General features: G+C 65.0%; 18 protein-coding genes. 8 read left to right on the forward strand and 10 right to left on the reverse strand.

Translation table 11 applies throughout. The annotated features are described in order from the left end of the window. Positions 1 to 128 precede the first annotated feature (128 nt). Together P0D89_RS02330 and P0D89_RS02335 are read left to right on the forward strand one after the other, a co-directional pair. Positions 129 to 1106, forward strand: coding sequence for a LysR family transcriptional regulator (locus P0D89_RS02330; RefSeq protein WP_408362189.1), 978 nt, complete (start codon positions 129 to 131; stop codon positions 1104 to 1106). A gap of 140 nt (positions 1107 to 1246) precedes the next feature. Continuing rightward, on the forward strand, positions 1247 to 1801 hold the full coding sequence (locus P0D89_RS02335; RefSeq protein WP_408362241.1) for a YaeQ family protein: 555 nt from the start codon (positions 1247 to 1249) through the stop codon (positions 1799 to 1801). Between the two features lie 12 nt (positions 1802 to 1813). On the opposite strand, the gene P0D89_RS02340 is transcribed toward P0D89_RS02335, so the two are convergent. Next, positions 1814 to 2239, reverse strand: a complete 426-nt coding sequence (locus P0D89_RS02340; protein WP_408362188.1) for a VOC family protein — start codon at positions 2237 to 2239, stop codon at positions 1814 to 1816. Between the two features lie 434 nt (positions 2240 to 2673). Between P0D89_RS02340 and ada the strand changes: the two genes are divergently transcribed. The 4 genes from ada to P0D89_RS02360 all read left to right on the forward strand — a co-directional run bounded on the left by ada (position 2674) and on the right by P0D89_RS02360 (position 7382). Next, complete coding sequence (ada, locus tag P0D89_RS02345; protein ID WP_408362187.1) at positions 2674 to 3861, forward strand: bifunctional DNA-binding transcriptional regulator/O6-methylguanine-DNA methyltransferase Ada; 1188 nt, start codon at positions 2674 to 2676, stop codon at positions 3859 to 3861. Beyond that, on the forward strand, positions 3858 to 4778 hold the full coding sequence (locus P0D89_RS02350) for a DNA-3-methyladenine glycosylase family protein (RefSeq protein ID WP_408362186.1): 921 nt from the start codon (positions 3858 to 3860) through the stop codon (positions 4776 to 4778). Before ada ends, P0D89_RS02350 begins: the two co-directional genes overlap by 4 nt. Positions 4779 to 5045: 267 nt before the next feature. Beyond that, complete coding sequence (gene gshA, locus P0D89_RS02355; RefSeq protein WP_408362185.1) at positions 5046 to 6662, forward strand: glutamate--cysteine ligase; 1617 nt, start codon at positions 5046 to 5048, stop codon at positions 6660 to 6662. A gap of 207 nt (positions 6663 to 6869) precedes the next feature. Further along, positions 6870 to 7382: a hypothetical protein gene (locus P0D89_RS02360; RefSeq protein WP_408362184.1), complete on the forward strand. Its 513-nt coding sequence runs from the start codon at positions 6870 to 6872 to the stop codon at positions 7380 to 7382. A 75-nt stretch (positions 7383 to 7457) separates the two neighbouring features. On the opposite strand, the gene P0D89_RS02365 is transcribed toward P0D89_RS02360, so the two are convergent. After that, positions 7458 to 9020: a DHA2 family efflux MFS transporter permease subunit gene (locus P0D89_RS02365; RefSeq protein ID WP_408376068.1), complete on the reverse strand. Its 1563-nt coding sequence runs from the start codon at positions 9018 to 9020 to the stop codon at positions 7458 to 7460. 136 nt (positions 9021 to 9156) lie between these two features. Further along, complete coding sequence (locus P0D89_RS02370; protein ID WP_408359854.1) at positions 9157 to 9699, reverse strand: MarR family winged helix-turn-helix transcriptional regulator; 543 nt, start codon at positions 9697 to 9699, stop codon at positions 9157 to 9159. Positions 9700 to 9943: 244 nt separating this feature from the next. On the opposite strand from P0D89_RS02370, the gene P0D89_RS02375 reads away from it, so the two are divergent. Both P0D89_RS02375 and P0D89_RS02380 read left to right on the forward strand, forming a co-directional pair. Continuing rightward, positions 9944 to 10306: a hypothetical protein gene (locus P0D89_RS02375; protein ID WP_408359852.1), complete on the forward strand. Its 363-nt coding sequence runs from the start codon at positions 9944 to 9946 to the stop codon at positions 10304 to 10306. Between the two features lie 206 nt (positions 10307 to 10512). Next, positions 10513 to 12084 (forward strand): efflux transporter outer membrane subunit, encoded by a 1572-nt coding sequence (locus P0D89_RS02380; protein WP_408359850.1) that lies wholly within the window; start codon positions 10513 to 10515, stop codon positions 12082 to 12084. Between the two features lie 100 nt (positions 12085 to 12184). On the opposite strand, the gene P0D89_RS02385 is transcribed toward P0D89_RS02380, so the two are convergent. The 7 genes from P0D89_RS02385 to P0D89_RS02415 all read right to left on the reverse strand — a co-directional run bounded on the left by P0D89_RS02385 (position 12185) and on the right by P0D89_RS02415 (position 17792). Then, complete coding sequence (locus P0D89_RS02385; RefSeq protein WP_408359848.1) at positions 12185 to 12964, reverse strand: type II secretion system protein N; 780 nt, start codon at positions 12962 to 12964, stop codon at positions 12185 to 12187. Positions 12965 to 12986: 22 nt separating this feature from the next. Continuing rightward, entirely contained in the window at positions 12987 to 13490 is a 504-nt protein-coding gene (locus P0D89_RS02390) for a type II secretion system protein M (protein ID WP_408359846.1), read from the reverse strand. Next, entirely contained in the window at positions 13487 to 14899 is a 1413-nt protein-coding gene (gspL, locus tag P0D89_RS02395) for a type II secretion system protein GspL (RefSeq protein WP_408359844.1), read from the reverse strand. Before gspL ends, P0D89_RS02390 begins: the two co-directional genes overlap by 4 nt. Positions 14900 to 14927: 28 nt before the next feature. Further along, on the reverse strand, positions 14928 to 16037 hold the full coding sequence (gene gspK / locus P0D89_RS02400; protein WP_408359864.1) for a type II secretion system minor pseudopilin GspK: 1110 nt from the start codon (positions 16035 to 16037) through the stop codon (positions 14928 to 14930). A gap of 112 nt (positions 16038 to 16149) precedes the next feature. After that, the gene (locus P0D89_RS02405) at positions 16150 to 16827 is read right to left on the reverse strand and encodes a PulJ/GspJ family protein (protein WP_408359842.1); all 678 of its coding nucleotides are present in this window, start codon (positions 16825 to 16827) and stop codon (positions 16150 to 16152) included. After that, positions 16805 to 17233, reverse strand: a complete 429-nt coding sequence (gene gspI, locus P0D89_RS02410; protein ID WP_408359840.1) for a type II secretion system minor pseudopilin GspI — start codon at positions 17231 to 17233, stop codon at positions 16805 to 16807. The genes P0D89_RS02405 and gspI overlap by 23 nt, the downstream gene beginning before the upstream one ends. A gap of 1 nt (position 17234) precedes the next feature. Next, positions 17235 to 17792 (reverse strand): GspH/FimT family pseudopilin, encoded by a 558-nt coding sequence (locus P0D89_RS02415; RefSeq protein ID WP_408359838.1) that lies wholly within the window; start codon positions 17790 to 17792, stop codon positions 17235 to 17237. Positions 17793 to 17931: the final 139 nt, after the last annotated feature.

The raw sequence follows: 17931 nt of genomic DNA on the forward strand, positions 1-17931 counted from the left end.
CCAATCCCTTTTTAAGCCATCCCGATATCAGTTTCGGTATGGCATCATGGAGACCCTGACCCGGCCAAACCGCCGGGCAAAGGCGGCCCGAGGCCGTTCACCGAAAAAATAAAGCTGGGAGACAACCGATGACGCGTAGCTACTCGAACTGGTTCGTCCGCGCGCGGCTCAAGACGCGCCAGTTGCTGCTGCTTGCGGCGATGGAGGAGGAGGGCAACGTGCGCCGGGCCGCCGACGTGCTCGGCATGACCCAGCCCGCCGCCTCGCGTCTGCTCAAGGAATTGGAGGACATGCTGGAAGTCAGCCTGTTCGACCGCACGCCGCATGGCATGCATGCCACGCTGTACGGAGAGGTGATGATCCGGCACGCGCGCATGGTGTTGTCGAATCTGAGCCACGCGCACGACGAAATCTCGGCGTTGCGCTCTGGCCTCGCGGGTCAGGTGCGCATCGGCGTGATCGCCGCGGCCGCCGCGACGATGGTGCCGCGCGCGATCGCCAGCGTGAAGGAGCGCTATCCGCAGTTGCAGATCTGGGCGGAGGTGGAAACCTCGGACGTGATGCTGCCACGGCTTGCCGAAGGCGAACTCGACATCATGATCGGGCGGGTGCTGGAACGGCAGAACCAGTTCAAGACCGAAATCCGCTACGAACCGCTCGCCGACGAGCCGCTTTGCGTGGTGGCTCGCCCCGGTCATCCGCTTGAAAATGAGACAGGTTTGACACTGCGCGGAATCGTCAACGCGAGCTGGGTTTTGCATCCGCCCGGCAGCGTGCTGCGCCATCGCTTCGATTTGATGTTCTCGCAAATCGGGCTGAATCCGCCGCAAAACGTGGTCAATACGAACAATTTTCTGGCAATTTCGAGCCTGCTGCTCCAAAGCGACATGTTGGCCGTTTTGCCCGACGAAGTGGCGCGTCAGTACCAACAGTACGGTGTATTGAAGCGCGTGCCGATAGATTTGCCGTGCAGGATGGATACATTCGGTATCATCACGCGCCAGTCGCATCTGCTTTCGCCGGGGGCCGCCGTGGTGCTGGATGCCTTGAGGGAAGCCGCCGCAGAGGTGTACGGCACGGCGTTCGAGCCGGCCGTGGCGCGATAAATGCTTCTCCCGCTGGCATGGCCGCCGGCTGACGGCGCGGGAGAAACGCGATGTACAACAAACACGGAAGACGGCAACGCGCCGTCGACGATACTTTTTCTGTTCGCTCCGGTGGAGCGAGCGCCTGGTTTAGTAACGGCATGGCTCTGAAATCGACGATTTACAAGGCGGAACTGCAGATCGCCAACATGGACCGGCACTATTACGCCGACCACTCGCTGACGATCGCCCGCCATCCCTCGGAAACCGACGAACGGATGATGGTTCGCGTCGCGGCCTTCGCGCTGTTCGCGCAGGAACGCCTCGAGTTCTGCAAAGGTTTGTCGGACGTGGACGAACCGGATTTGTGGCAGAAGGATCTCACCGGCGCGATCGAAACCTGGATCGAGGTCGGCCAGCCGGACGAACGGCGCATCGCCAAGGCGAGCGGCCGCTCCAACGAGGTGATCGTGATTGCCTATGGCGGCCGCACGTCGGATATCTGGTGGCAAGGCGTGCGCAACAAGGTGGAACGCATGCGCAACGTGACGGTGTGGACGCTGGGTGAAGACGTCGCGGCGGCGCTCGGCTCGCTTGCCGAACGCACGATGCGTCTGCAATGCACGGTGCAGGATGGTGAAGCCTGGCTCGGCAGCGCCGAGGCCGATGCGGTGAAGATCGAGTGGACGGTGCTGAAAGCGCCTGCTAACGCCTGAGGGGTCTTTCGCCTACAGCGACGTGACCCGCGCCGCCTCCGGCGGCCCCTTGAGTTCGACCATATTCCCTTCCGGGTCGAACAGATACAGCGACGGCCCAAAGCCGTCCGCACCGTAGCGCAATGCCTGTTCGCCCAGCCGCGCGCCGTGTCCGGCGAGGTGTGCCTTGAGCGCCTCGGCGTCGAACGGTTCGACGCGCAAACACACGTGATCCATATTCCGGCCCGCGCCCGGCATGCCGTTTTCGGCGTGGTCGAGTTTCGCGCCGACCTGCAGCAGGTCGATCAACGAGCGCCCCGCGCGTAGTTGCGTCAGGCCCAGATCGCGCTGCTCCTTTTCGAGGCTGCATCCAAGCACGTCGCAATAAAAACGCGCCATGGCCTCGACGTTCATTGCCCGGATAACGACGTGATCGATCTCGCGAATGTGAATTTTCATGTCGAACGTTCCTTGGCCGCCTCGCAGCACGGATGATTAGCCAGTGTAGGAGAAAGGGCGGCGCCGCGAGTGCGGGCGTGAATGCGATCGCGAAAGCAGCCGTGAGGGCCGGATCAGGCAGGCTAGCCCAGCAGGGAGTGAGAAATGTACAGGCGAAAAAAAGCCCGCTCTATGTGGAGCGGGCTGAATCCATATCAGGAGGAGACATGGAGGAGACAGGTACTAATATACACATCGGGTTGATGCGACGCAATAACTTTTTAAGGGAAAACCCGATATCGGGCCAAAATGTCGCAATTTGAGGCAAAACGACCGCCTGGCGGCCGTTTCAACCTACGAATAAGCGCAATGACAGAGCAAGAACCGGGGCGTAGGGTATGGGCATACGGCCTACATTGGTGAGCATCGACACTGCCTGCCTATCCGGGACCATCATGAAACCCACTACCGGTAATACCGACATCGGCACCATCCCCGACACCGCCGGCTGGACTTCCGACGACGAACGCTGGGCCGCCGTCACGCGCCGCGAGCAGCGCGCCGACGGCGCATTCTTCTACGCGGTCAAGACGACCGGCGTGTTCTGCCGCCCGTCATGCGCGTCGCGCCAGCCACGTCGCGAGAACGTCGCGTTCTTTACCGACGCCGACGCCGCGCGCGCCGCGGGCTTTCGCGATTGCAAGCGATGCCAGCCGGGCGGCCTGCCGCGCGAACTGGAGATCGTCAGGCGCGCGTGCGCCGCGCTGGACGCCGATCCGCAGCAGCGTCTCACGCTCGCGCAATTGAGCGACGCTGTGCACGTCAGCCCGTTTCACCTTCAGCGCCTGTTCAAGCGCGTGGTGGGCGTGTCGCCGCGCCAGTATCAGGCTGCGCAGCGGGGTGCCGCCTTGCGCGACGCGCTGCAGAACGGCGTGGACGTCACGCGCGCCACGCTCGATGCGGGCTTCGGCTCGCCGTCGCGCATGTACGACAGCGCACCGGCCGAGTTGGGCATGGCGCCGTCCGCGTATCGCCGCAAGGGCGCCGGCCTGACGGTGCGCTATGCGAGCGCGCCGACTTCGCTGGGGTTCGTGCTGGTCGCGGCCACGGACAAAGGCATCTGCAAGATCGGTTTCGGCGACGACGACGCCTTGCTGATCGACGAACTGCGTGGCGAGTTTGCCAATGCCGAACTGTTGGAAGATGCCCAACAGCTTGCTCCGTTCGTCGCGCAGATCGACGCCTATCTGCGCGGCACCCGTCAGGACTTCGATCTGCCTCTGGACATCGCCGCGACGGCGTTCCGGCAGCGCGTGTGGGACGCGTTGCGGCGCATTCCCTACGGCGAAACGCGCAGCTATTCGCAGATCGCCGAAGCGGTGGGCTCGCCCCGCGCGGTGCGCGCGGTCGCGACCGCATGTGCGACGAATCCGGTGGCGCTGGCGATTCCTTGCCATCGCGTGGTGCAGAAGGGCGGGGCGCTGGCGGGCTATCGCTGGGGTTTGCCGCGCAAGGCCGCGCTGCTCGATAACGAAGCGCAGCATGCCGGCCGTAAGCTCGACCAACCCAACCGCAAAACGCCGGCCTTCGCGGACAATGACCGAGCCGATACCGCCGCCACCAAACTGGACCACGCCGCGTGAGCACGCTTGAAGACGACGTCGCAACCCTCGAACTGCCGTTCAAACCCCCTTTCGACTGGCCGCGCCTCTTGCGATTTTTCGGTGGGCGCGCGACCCCCGGCGTCGAAGCGGTGGAAGACGGCGCTTATCGCCGCGCGATCGACTGGGCCGGCGACAGCGGCACGCTGAGCGTGCGCCTGCACCCGCGCAAACGCTGCATTGTCGCGAGCATCGAGGGGCCGGTGAGCCGTCACGCGGACGCGCTTGCCGTGCCGATCGCGAAAATGTTCGACCTGCATGCCGATCCGAAGAAGATCGGCGCCGAGCTCGCCGCAGACCCGTGGCTCGCGCCGCTCGTCGAAACCGTCCCCGGTCTGCGTGTGCCGGGCGCGTGGTCGGGCTTCGAGCTGGTGGTGCGCGCGATCGTCGGCCAGCAAGTCAGCGTGAAGGCGGCGACTACCATCATCGGACGGCTGGTGCAGCGCGCCGGCGAGCGCATCGACGGGCATCCGCATGAGAACACCGCGTGGCGCTTTCCGACCCCCGCCGCGTTGGCGGCGGTCGATCTCGCGCAGATCGGCATGCCGGGGAAACGCGTAGCGGCGCTGCAAGGGTTCGCGCATGCGGTGGCCTGCGGCGACGTGCCGCTCGACAGTAATGTCGTGGACGCAACCAGCCTGCGCGCCGCGTTGCTCGCGCTGCCCGGCATCGGTCCGTGGACCGTCGAGTATGTCGCAATGCGCGCGTGGCGCGACGCCGATGCGTGGCCCGCCTGGGATCTCGTGCTGATGCAGTCGATCTGCTCGCGCGACCCGTCGCTCACACGGCCCACGCAGCAACGCGCGCGCACCGACACATGGCGGCCGTGGCGCGCCTATGCGGCCATGCATCTGTGGAACGAGGTGGCGGACCGCGCGGGTGCCGCGCGCGGCGGCTGAAGTCGAGCGTAGCGCGGCAACCGCCATCGCAAAGCGCGCGAACCGCGTACGGGACCAGCGACGATGATCCGCGCGGCCCGCGGATTCATCCTCAAAACGGGCGGGATCGCCGGCTCGCATAGCCCGCCGAAGCGGCCTCAAGCAGCCGTTGTGGCGAGATGTTAAAGTGCCCGCTACTGAAAATTCCGCCGAACGTCGTCCACCGCGCAGTGCTGCCCTCGAGCAGTGAAGCGGCACATGGCGGCCGACAACGCCCGACTCGCATCAATGCCAAACACGACACCCCTGCGCACGACCGACGCGTTCCTGCACCGCCTGTCCGTGCTGACCTCAGGCCCGCAGCGCGACGCGCTGACACGCGGTCTGCGCGGCATCGAAAGGGAAAGCCTGCGCGTCACGCACGACGGCAAGCTCGCCTTGACGCCCCATCCGCGCGCGCTCGGTTCGGCGCTCACGCATTCGTCGCTGACCACCGACTATTCCGAAGCGCTGCTCGAACTGATCACCCCGGCCGAGCATGATGTCGCGAACACGCTCGAGAAACTCGACACGCTGCATCGTTTTGTCTACGCGGAACTCGGCGACGAGATCCTGTGGAACAACTCCATGCCCGGCCTGCTGCCCGACACCGACGACGGCATTCCGATCGCGCATTACGGCACATCGAACATCGGCAAGCTGAAGTACGTGTACCGCATCGGCCTCGCGCTGCGCTACGGCCGCACGATGCAGTGCATCGCGGGCATCCACTACAACTATTCGCTGAACGAAGAAGTGTGGCGGCTTTTGCATGCCGATGAGCAATCCACCGCAAATGCCGTCGACTTCCAGTCCGACCGCTACCTTGCGCTGATCCGCAATTTTCGCCGCACCAACTGGTTGCTGATGTATCTGTTCGGCGCGTCGCCGGCGCTGGATCGCCGTTTTCTCCGCGATCGCAAACACAAGCTCGAAACATTCGACGCCGACACGCTGTACCGTCCGTATGCGACCAGCCTGCGCATGAGCGACCTCGGCTATTCGAACACCACCGCGCAAGCCGCGCTGCATGCCGACTACGACACGTTGCCAGGCTATCTCGACGCCCTCGCGAAGGCGGTGAGCCAGCCGTATCCGGCCTACGAGCAGATCGGCACGCAACGCGACGGCGAGTGGGTGCAGATCAACACCAACGTGCTGCAGATCGAAAACGAGTTTTACTCGACGATTCGTCCGAAACGCGTCACGCATCCGGGCGAGCGTCCGCTGCACGCGCTCGCCGCGCGCGGCGTGCAATACGTCGAAGTGCGCTGCATGGATATCGACCCGTTCGAGCCGAGTGGCATTTCGCTGGAAACGTCGCGTTTTCTCGATGCGTACCTGCTGGTCTGCGCACTCGACGACAGCGCGCCGTTACCGCCTGACGCGTATGCCGAGGCCAATCGGAACTTCGGTCGCGTGACGATGGAAGGCCGCAAGCCCGGCCTCGAACTGTCGCGCGAAGGCAGCCCGGTTGCGATGATGGATTGGGCCGGCGAACTGATGAGCAAGATCGACGCGGCGGCGGCCGCCCTCGACGCGTTGCGGGGCGGCGATGAACACGCGCGCGCCGTTGCAGTCCAACGCGCGAAGCTCGCGGACGTGTCGCTGACGCCGTCGGCGCGTGTGCTGCGGACCATGCGCGACAAGCAGCAGAGCTTCCTCGCGTTTGGTCTCGAGCAAAGCGAAGCGCACGCCGCGTATTTCCGTTCGCGTCCGCTCGACGCAGCGCAAGCTCAAGCGTTCACCGAACTCGCCACACAGTCGCTGGCCGAGCAGGCCAAACTCGAACGCGAAGAAGTCGGTTCGTTCGACGCGTTCGTCGCCGCTTATCGCGCGTACACATTGAATCGCTTTAGCGTCTGAACGGCGAGCGCGCCGATGTGACGAAAGAGCGGCCTTCATGGCCGCTTTTTTCTTATCTGCAGGTAACGTCTACGTCGCGCGCTGTGCAACTGCGAACAGGATCGGCAAATTCTCCGCCCGTTCCGACGATTCTTTGATGCAGATGAAACACCACATCAGCGCAGCGGTCCAACTGATATGACACGCTCCAGGCAAGGAGGTATCAACGTGACAAACAAAGGTCTGTTGGCCGCGCTGTGTTTGGGTTTCGTAGCGGCGGCGGGATGTTCGACGCAAGGGCAGGTCGATCCGGACGTCATGCAGATCGCGACAAAGCCGTTGACGTGTTCGAACAAAGCGGAATGCGATGTCTGGTGGCAACGCGCGCAAACGTGGGTGGCAAGCCACTCCACCTACAAGATCGAATCCGCGACCGACTCGCTGATTCAGACCGCCGGCCCGGATGGCGGCAAGCGCGCGTTGGCGTACCAGATCACGCGCACCGCGAACCCGGACGGCACTGCAACCATCGGCTTTGCCGCGCATTGCGACGGATCGATGGGCTGCAAACCGAATCCCTGGGAGGCGGGCGCTGACTTCAAGCAATACGTGCGAGGTAATGCGGCGAGCGCGCCGCAAAGTGGTGTGAATTCCTCGCAGCCCGCGCCCACCGCAATGCATCCCGATGCTACACAAGGACAATCCATCCCGGCCACGAATGGCGAAGCAATGACGCAGTAGTGCAAAGCTCAGACGCGTGCGGCAATGCAAACGAAGCACGCCGGCGCGTCTCTTTTCGAAGCATCGAGATAAAACTCAATGGCCTAACGAAGGCCCGGCGCCCTTGCGCGGCTTGGTGATCCAGACCAGGACGGCGAGCACGAGAAACGCCGCGCAGGAAATGCGGAAGAAGTCGTTGGTAGCCATCATATAAGCCTGAGCGGTCACCACCTGGTTCAACTGCGCGGTAACGCCGTCGCCGGAAAGCCCAACGCCCGCCAGCGCATTGGTATAGGCATTTGTATCCGCCGAATATACATTCACCGAATCGGCGAGCATCGCGTGATGGTAGATCGTGTCGTTCTCCCAGAAGGTCGTGCTGATCGCCGTGCCGATTGCCCCCGACAAGGTGCGGAAGAAGTTGGACAAACCGGATGCGCTGGCGAGCCGTTCGTCCGGCACGCTGGACAGCGTGATGGTCGTCATCGGCACGAAGAAGCAGGCCACGCCGATCCCTTGCACGAGGCGTGGCCAGATCACGTGATTGAACGGCACGTCGAGCGTAAACGTCGAGTTCCAGAACGACACGAACGCGAACACGATGAACGCGAAGCTCGCCACTATGCGCAGGTTCAGCCGGTGCATGTTCTTGCCGATCATCGGCGACAAAAACAGCGCGAGCAGCCCGACCGGCGCGGTTGCCAGACCGGCCAGTCCGGCGGTGTAGCCCATCACGGTTTCCAGCCACAACGGGAAGATCACCACCGACCCGAAGAAGGCCATGAAGCCGAACGAAATGATCAGCACGCCGAGCGCGAAGTTGCGGTCCTTGAACAGCGAAAGATCGACGACCGGCTCCTTCTCCATCATCTCCCAAACCAGCAGGAACGCGATCGACACCACCGCGATCACCGCCAGCGACACGATGAAGGTCGAGTTGAACCAGTCGCGATCCTTGCCGAGGTCGAGCATCATCTGCAGACACGACACGCCGATCACGAGCAACGCGAGGCCGACGGCATCGATGCGTTGCTGAGTGGTTTTGGTCTCGCGGCCGCGCAGCAGCAGATACGCGCACACCGCCGAGAACAGCCCGATCGGCACGTTGATGTAGAAGATCCACGGCCACGTGAAGTTATCGGTGATATAGCCGCCCATCACGGGTCCGAAAATCGGCGCGCAAATCACGGTCATCGCCCAGAGGCCCAGCGCGAGCCCGCGCTTCTCCATTGGATACGAGCGCATCAGGATGGTCTGCGAGAGCGGCACCATCGGTCCGGACACGAGCCCCTGCACGAGCCGGAAAGCGATCAGCGACTCGAAGTTGTGCGCGAAGCCGCACAGCGCCGACGCAAGCGTGAAGAGCAGCACGGACAGCGTGAAAAGTCGCACTTCGCCGACGCGTCGCGCGAGCCAGCCCGTCAGCGGCACGGCGATCGCCGAAGCCACCGAATACGACGAGATGACCCAGGTGCCCTGGCTAGTTGCGACGCCAAGGCTGCCGGAAATGGTCGGCACCGCGACGTTCGCAATCGAGGTGTCGAGCACTTCCATGAAAGTGCCGAGCGCGAGGCCGACGGTGAGCAATGCCAGCGCACCGCCTTTGAGCGGAGCGGGTTCGGCGGCGGGCAGGGCAGCGGCGGAAGCCGTGGCGTCCATATATTCTTCTCCTCAGCCGGGAAAGCTTGTCACGGCAGCTTTATCGCGCCCTTCGTGGCGCGCGCTTATATGCCCGATCACCCTCTGCCCAGACAGATATTCTTACGCGATGGCGCTTTTGAATAGCGCCTCTGGATTACTCGTCGTCCCGTTTGGGCGACAACTTTTCTGAAAAGTGTTGCGCGGATTCAGCTTGCGGCACGCCTCCGCAAGTGGCACCGGCTCCGTCGCCCAAACCGTTCGCAATGAACCGGCCAAGCAGCTCGATCAGCGTTGCATGCTCTTCGGTGGAGAAACCGCGCAGTTGCTCGTTCAGCACCGCTGCGCCCAAAGCGGGCAATTGCCGCGCGGCTTCGTGGCCTTGCGCCGTCAACTCAAGTTTCACCATCCGGCGGTCGGCGTCGCTGCGCGTGCGCACCACAAAGCCTTTCTTTTCAAGGCGGTCGAGCAGACGCGTCATCGATCCGCTGTCGTACGACATCGCGCGCGACAGCTCGAACGGCGTGCTCGCGCGCCGCGACGACAGCATCAGAATCACGCCGATCTGTTGCGCGGTCAGCCCCAGCGGTTTGACCGCGCGATCCGTCCGCTCCACGAGCACGTTCCGCGCTTTCGTCAGGTAATAGCCGAGACTCGACATGAGTTGAGCCTCGTCCGCCCGGTAGGGACCATCAGTCATTGTGTTTCCAGAACATCGGCAGGCAGACCGCAGTTTAGCTGCCTAAGCAGTGAAGTCAAATCGCGTGATGTGAAGGGTGGAAAAACAACACCGCCGTTGCTAGCACGGCGAAGTATCTTGAAATTTAATTGCATAGTCAATATTATTTCAGGCAACGAGTTACGCGCTACCCGCGCTACCCGAGACCATGTTCTGACCGCTTGCCCGCACGTCGCGACCGCGCCGTGGAACCAAGGATTCCCCGATGCTGTACCTCAAAAACACGCTTGGCGGCCTGGGCCGCTCCTTGACCGATTCCGCGTTGAATCGCTTTCAGGGCCGGCACCGCTGGTGGAAGCTGGCATTGTTCGCCGGGTTGTTCGTGTTGCCCGGGGGATCGGTGGGCGTCGCGATTCTGGCGTGGGTTGAGCATCGGCGGAGCGGCAAAGGCGGTAAGGCGGTGGCCGTGGAACGGGTTGCCGCGCCTATGTCGGCGGACAGTGCCGCGGCGGGAGCCGCCAATCCTGCGGCTCCCGCAGGCGCATGCCAGGCGCGCCGCGGCGCAGCGTGCCGTGCGGCGGCCGGAAAAACCGCCCGCAAAACCACCTCGACGGAATCGCGGGTTTAACGGATTCGCGCCTCGGCGCACCGGCCGGTAACAGCACGTAACCATCGCGACACCCTAAGTAACACACCTGCGCCCATCCCCGCATTACCCTTTCAGTTTCCCGCGCTCAAGCGGGCTCATACGCTAACATTCCGGCAGACCAAGATCTCGCCCGGCCGACGCTGACGCCATCGGCCGCGCCGCGGCGCCCAGAAGGAATTCATTGCATGCAGTCTGATCGAATCTCGCGCGCGCGGCCGCTTGCGCCGCGCGCCCTGACCATTGCGGTAACGGCGGCCCTCGCCGTGCTGCTGGCCGGTTGCGCCGTCGGCCCTGACTACAAGCGGCCCGCCACCGAGATCCCCGCGTCATTCAAGGAAGCCGCCCCCGGCTGGAAAGTCGCCGAACCGGCCGATCAGCACGATCGCGGCGACTGGTGGACCATTTACGAAGACCCGCAGCTCAACGCGCTCGAAGACAAGCTGAACGCCGCGAATCAGACCATCGCCCAGTTCGCCGCCACTTACCGGCAGGCGCGCGCGCTGGTCGGCGAGGCGCGTGCGGCGTATTTCCCGACCATCGGCGCAGCGGCGGGCGCGACGCGCTTCGGCAACGGCACGTCCTCGAGCGGCAACACTACCGCCACCAGCCGCTCTGGCGTCGGCAACAGCTATAACGTCCAGCTCGACGCAAGCTGGGAACCCGACCTGTGGGGTTCGGTCACCCGCACGGTCAACGCACAGAAAGCAGGCCAGCAGGGCGCGGCCGCCGATCTCGCGAACGCGCGGCTGTCCGCCCAGGCCACGCTGGCGCAAACCTACTTCACGCTACGCGCGCTCGACTCCATCCAGAACCTGCTTGACGACACCGTGGAGGCGTATCAGCGCTCGCTGCAACTCACGCAAAACCAGTACGCGGCGGGTGTCGCGGCGCGCTCGGATGTGATTCAGGCGCAAACGCAATTGCAATCGGCGCAGGCGGCCGCGATCGACAACGGCATTCAGCGCGCCCAGGACGAGCACGCGATCGCGGTGCTGATCGGCGTGCCGGCCTCGGTCTTTTCGCTTCCGCCGATTCCGCTCACCGCCACGCCGCCTGCCGTGCCCGCGCAGATGCCGTCCGCGCTGCTCGAACGGCGTCCGGACATCGCGTCGGCGGAACGCAAGGCCGCTGCGGCGAACGAGCAGATCGGCGTGGCGATCGCCGCGTTCTTCCCGACGCTGACGCTGTCGGCCACCGGCGGCTTCCAAAATTCGGTGTTCTCGCAATTGCTGACCGCGCCGTCGCGCTTCTGGACGCTCGGCCCGCAACTCACGGCCACGCTGTTCGACGCCGGACTGCGCAAGGCGCAGACTGACGCGGCCCGCGCCACCTACGACGCGGATGTCGCCACCTATCGTCAGACGGTGCTGGCCGCATTCCAGGACGTCGAGGACAACCTCGCGTCGCTGCGCATTCTCGAACAGGAAATCGTCGTACAACGGCAAGCGGTTGATTCGGCTCGTCAGGCGCTCGCCATCGTCACGAACGAGTACAAGGCGGGGACGGTCGGCTTCGTCAACGTTCTGACCGCACAGACCACGGCGTTCATCGCTGAACAGAAGCTCGAGACCATCGCGGGACAGAGGATGGTGTCGTCGGTGGGACTCGTGAAGGCGCTGGGTGGCGGCTGGGACGCGTCGCAGATGAATCGCGAAACAGGCGATGTCGCCGCGCCCGCGCCGTTGCCGGCCGCGTCCGCGGTGCCGCCGGTCGCGCAAAGCGGGGCCGCGCCGCACCAGCAGGTTCAGACCAAGTAAGCAGCGCGCCGCTGTTCGTTGGCATCAAGCCAATTCCGCATGGCGGCTAAATGCGGCCATGCCTCTTTTTTATCGTGTCAACGAATCCGGAACTGCGTTGTCAATGCACGAAGCTCAGCGTCACCGTGCCTGGACCGCTCGGGCGGCCCAACAGATTCAGCAATCCCGCCAGGTTGTCACGTGCCTCGGGCGTGGCACTCGCGGTGCCGTGAAACGACGTCGAACCACCCGACATCGCGCCGCTGCCGTTCAGCATCAGCGGACCCTTGAGCGTCGTCAGATCGAGCGTGGACGACGCGCCCTGCGCCTGAAACGTCACCCGATACGAGCCAAGCGGCTTAACCAGCGAGATCCGCGAACTGACATCGTTCAGCGTCACGGTCAGTTGCCCGAACGCCTCCCTGTTGAAACTGCGCCAGTCCGACCAGGACAGTTGCACATTGCCCTGCAGATCGAGCGTATTGAACGGCGCGCCCAGGCCACTCAGTAGTGAAGCCGGCACCGCGAGCGTGCCCGGCGTGACGGTCGCGCTGCGCGGCGCGGCGTCGACCGTGATCGGATCGGGCATCGCCTCGCTGTGCCGCATAACCATGCGCACGCGGCCGGTGAAGAGCGGCCAGAACCCGGTACGCCATTCGATCCGCCCAGGCAGCAGCGTCGCCGCGCTCATGTCGGAGCCGGCGGCCAGCATCAACGTGGCCGAGCCGTGCCAGAGCGAGCCGGCCGGATCAACGAGATTCACGTGGCCGCCCGTTTGCCGCGCGAACTGCGGCGTGATCCACGCAGCCGGCGCCATCGCGAGCATCACCACCGAGGAGGACAACGCCCCGACCACCAGCCAGGGCAGCGCGAGGCGCACGCGCCGCATCCAGTAACTCATGCGAAACCCCGTGACGACGCGCTCATTTCGTGGTCGACGGCTGCAGCGACGCCGTCAGATCCACCTGGCCGTCGTCCTTGAGCGCGGTGACATGCGCCTCGGCAATCTGCACCTTGAACTGCTTGCGCGCATCGTCGACCCAGGCCGTCCACGCCGGGAACGATGCGTTCTTCATCTGGATCTGCACCGCATTGCCCATCACCTGCACTTGCGTCGCGGTGAGGCCATGCTCGTTGAGCGACGCGGTGAGGGCATCCTTCAGTGCGCCGCCGGTCGGCGCGACGCCTTGCGCGGCCGCCGACAGCGCTGGCACCTCTTTCGCCTGCGCGGTCATCTGCGCGAGCTGCCGTTGCAGGCTCGGCAGCGATTCACGCAGATGCGAGCGGCCCTCCTGCGCCGGCGCCCACAGCACCGACCACGCGACCACCACGGCGAGCACGCCGCCGCCCCACGTCAGCAGGTTTTTTTCGCGCTCGGTGCGCTGGTCCCAGAAGCCGGCCCATGTTTGAGCGAGTTCAGCTTTCATTGTCCGTTCCTGATGGTCCACTTGCCGGTGTTGCTGTCGATCGCGCCGTTCAGTCCGTTGCGGGCGAGGCGCTTCGCGAAGTCGGGGTCGACCTTGATCTCGGGTTTGAAGGTCACGTCGAGCCGCCGGTCGTGATAGTCGAGGCCGGCGATGCCGTTGACCGGCACCGGCGCTAGCGAGCGTGCGAGGCCGTCGGCGAGCGACAGGAAATCATCCGGCGACAGCTCGCCCGCCGCCACCCGCAATTGCTGCAGCTGGCGCGACATCTGATCGGGCGCATCGAGCACGACCGTCGTTTTGGGGAAGGTTTCGATGAGCAGGTGGGTCATGTCCGCGTTGATCGCGTCGCGTTGGCGCGCGAGCATCAGCCACTGCACGTTCGCGCCGACAATCGCGATCACCAGCGCGGCGACCGCCAGCAGCACCGGCAGACGCAGACGCCGCATCGTCGCGCGATCGAGCCGCCACGGCTGCGATGCGAACTCGAACTGACACAGGTCGAAGCGGCATTCCAGCGCGCGCCGCGCGAGCTGCTCGAACGGCAACGGACTCGCGCCGTGAACATGCGCCGCCAACCGCGCCGGACTCGTCGCGGCGAGGCTCGGCTCGTTGCCCGTCACTTCGGTGAGCATGTACAGCGAGACCGGCGCCGCGCCGGCGAGAGCGCCGAGCGTGCCGTTCACCGCATTGGCCGGCACCGCCAGCCCTTCGCCTTGCACGCCGCGCGCAATCGCCAGTTCGACGCGCGGCACGCCGCTCTCGACCGCGCCTTCCAGCAGCATCGCGGGCGCGGTTTGGACCACCGTGCCCAGCACGGCGGCCACCATCGGCACCACGGCGGCGATGTCCGGCGCCACCACGGGCGCTACGCCCGGCAGCGCCGTCGCGACGCTGGCCAAGGCCGCCGTGACCGGCTCGCCAGCGTTGACCAGTTCCGCGACTTCGGCGGGCGTATCGCGCGCGGCGGCGGCCTGCGGCAGGCAGCGCGTGACCGGCACCGCGCGCAGGCTGCGATGGCCCGCCGTCGTGAACGCTTCGCAGACGAAGCGGAACCAGCCACGGTCGATGATCGCCAGCAATTGCCGCCCGCCCGCGAGCGGTTGCGGATCGACCGCGATGTGGCAGGTTTGCGGGTCCTGGATCAGCTGATCCTCGACGATATTGGGCAGCGCCTGACGCAGCTTCGGTCCGCGCAGCGGCGGCAGCGTGGTCGGCATCATCAGCAGGTCGCGCGCGGCGACCATCAGCACCGTCGACGACGCGCGCGGCAGTAGCGCGAGCGCCGAGCGGCCGGCGCGCTGGGTGCGGCCCGACTTGTCGAGCAGGACGAACGGCAGCTCCGGCAGTTGCCATTCCTGCGATGGCACCGCCGGATCACGCGGCGGCAGTAGGACGATCAGCGTGCTCAAAGGCCACTCTCTCTGGGAATTGCGTTGTTCATAGTTGGTCTTGTACCCGCACGATACGTGTAGTGTGAGTCATCGCGTCGCGATACACGAGGGTCGTGCGGTCCACTTCGGCGCGTTCGTGCTGCACGCGGCCGTGGATCAAAAAGTAGCTCGAGTTGACGTCCAGTTCGCTCGGATCGATCGAGACCGACTGCACGCCCGCGCCGCGCAACGCGAGCTGCACGTCGCCGACATTGCGGAAAAACACCGTCTGCCGGCTCGCGACGAAACCCTGCGCGGCCGACTGGCTCATGCCCGGCACGACCGCCGCGATCACTTCGGCCGACGCCGTGTTCATGTTGACCGCCGTGGCGGTCGGCAACACGGTGACGAAGGGGCGCAAGCGCGCGACCATCTCCGGCGTGTAGCCGGGAATGTCGAGCAGCGACTCGACGCTCGTCATTTGCAGTGGTGCGCCGGCTGCGTTGTCATCGTCGTCGTCCAGGCCGGGCTTGTCGGTGAAGCTGCCGCCGGTGGCGCCACCCCCGACGGTCGGCGTGGACGTGGTGCTGCTGGTGGTGCCGCTGGTGGACGTGACGGTCTGGAAGCGGGTCGCCGATTGCGAGAGGCTGTTGCGCACCTGCACGGCGGTGGTTTTCGCAAGTTGGCTGTTCACGCCGAGCGACACGAGCAGACGTTGATACGCGCCAATCTGTTCGAGGTTCAATTGCATCACGCCGGGCGCGGGGCTCGACACCAGATTGCGCAGATTGAATTTCGCCTGCGCGTCTTCGATCGAACCGGACAGGTAGGTTGCCGCGCCCTGTTCGGCTCTGACCTCGCCGATCTGGCCAAGGAAATCGGACAGGCGAGTCTTCGCGATCGGCACGCCCCACAGTCCGCCCAGGTACGTGATACCGGCCGACGTATCGCCTTCCGAGCGCAGGATCAGACGCGTCCAGTCCAGCGCGCCGCGTGCGACCCATTGCGCCTGCGAGAGCAGCCGCTGGTTTTCGATCCGGCGAATCTGGACCTGCTGGCGCCACAACATGCCCGACACCAGGATCGCCGAGAGCGCGACGACGAGCAGCGCGCTGATGATGGCCGCACCTCGCTGTTGCGCGTGAGACGTCCGGCGTTGCGCCGGTTTGCCGCGCATGCCGAAGCCAGCAGCACACGCGGCAGGCGTGTTCGCATGGGCATGTGCGCGCGCCTCGCCAGCCAGCGAAGAAGATGAAGCCCGTCGCACAGACAACCAGGAGAATTTCATTTCATTCTCCGATCAGAAAAACGCGCGTGACGGGCCGCGCCAGCGAGCGCGCTCCGACGCTCACTTCCAGCCCCGTCACCGAGCGCGGCAGCGGCGCATTGCCGAGCTGCGGCACCTTCAGGTTATTGTCGGCTTCGGTAATCGCGCTCTGCACGTCTTTCATCTGCGTGGTCCAGCCGACTTTCGGCACGTAAAGCCGCGCGGAGATCGAACCGACACCGCCCATCAACGGCACAGCGGACCATCCTTCGCCTTCGCTGCCGCGCAGCGCGCGCCGCAGATCGCCGGCGTTGCCGAGCGGCGGCGAGGCGTAGCGGATCACGCGTCCATCGGACACCTGGTAACGCACCACCTGCAGACGCGGCGCGGTGCCCGGCAAGGTCATCTCGCGCACGATCTGCAACGTGCTGCCCGACACCGAAATCGCCGCCTGCCCCGACTCGTCGTCAGACGCGGCCTGGCGCGCATCGATTCGCATCTGGTCGAACAATTGCGCAAAGACGCGTTCGTCTTCCATCGCGTTCGTGATGGTCGTGCGGCCGCGAATGATCTGGTCGAGTCCGCGCCACGACAGCACCGCGATCACCGCCATGATTGCGATCGCGACCAGCAGTTCGATCAGCGTGAAGCCACGCGCGCCCGATCGGCGGCGGCGCTCAGAGCGAGCGGTTGTTTTCATTCGCCACCACCGTGACCATCTGGGCGAGATTGCCGGAACGCCCAGGCATCGTCACCATCACTTCCACACGACGGAACACCGGATTCGGCGTGCCCGTCACATGCTCGGTGCAGATCAACTGCAAATTGCCCTGCGAGCAATCAAAACTCGTGTCGCCGACGTTCGGCCACGCATGCGTCAGACGCAATTGCGCGAGCGCGTTGTCGGCGCTCCAGCCCGCCAGCAGACGCCGGTGCAAATCGGCTTCGCCGCTCGCGAGACTGCCGACCGCGCGCAACGAGGCCGCCAGCGCCACCGCGATGATCGCCAGCGCCACCAGCACTTCGATCATCGTAAAGCCGCGCTGCGCACGCCCGACGCTGCCGCGCGCCGTCCTGCTCAAGCTATTGCTACTGCAACGACGCATCTCAGTGCACCTCGTAGCGGCCATTGCCGGTGCCGACGATCGTCGCGCGCCCGGCCGCCGAAAACAGCGTGACCTGCACCGGCACGTCGATCGCTTCGGTGCCGAACACGACGCGGCTGGGTTGCGAATCCGAGCCAGGATAGCTGATCGTCACGCCGGTCACGCCGCCTTCCCACTGACGCGGCCCGAGCAGGTCGTCGCGCAGCGGACGCCAGCCGTCTTCGGTACGCTGGTCGAAACGAAAGCCGCCTTCGACCGGTTGCCATGCGATGGGCCGCGCGCGCACCTGCGCTTCGTCGCCCGCCGATTCGAACAGCAGCGCGAGACGCTGCGCTTCCTCGTTCAGATCGGTGCGTGGATTGCGCGTCATCGTAAGCGCGGTCAAGGACACCAGCAGGCCCGCGATGACGAGCACCACCATCATTTCGAGCAGCGTGAAGCCGGCGGCGCGAAGCGGGCCACGTGATCCACGCGAGCGACGCGCGCCGGCGCACCCCGCGCGCGACGGCGAAGCCGTACACGGAGTGTCCACACGGGACTTGCAAGCGGACATACGCATAGTGCCGGCCACCAACGATCAACTAAAAATCAAACGACGATGCATCGTTAAAACATGCGGGCTTCGCCAGACAGCAGGGCGGACAGCGAAGCGCTCACGCGCATGATGATGAGGTTGCTGAAGTTGCCTAAGTTGCGCC

The sequence above is a fragment of the Paraburkholderia sp. RL18-085-BIA-A genome (genome assembly GCF_046027075.1).
Classification (GTDB): Bacteria; Pseudomonadota; Gammaproteobacteria; order Burkholderiales; family Burkholderiaceae; genus Paraburkholderia.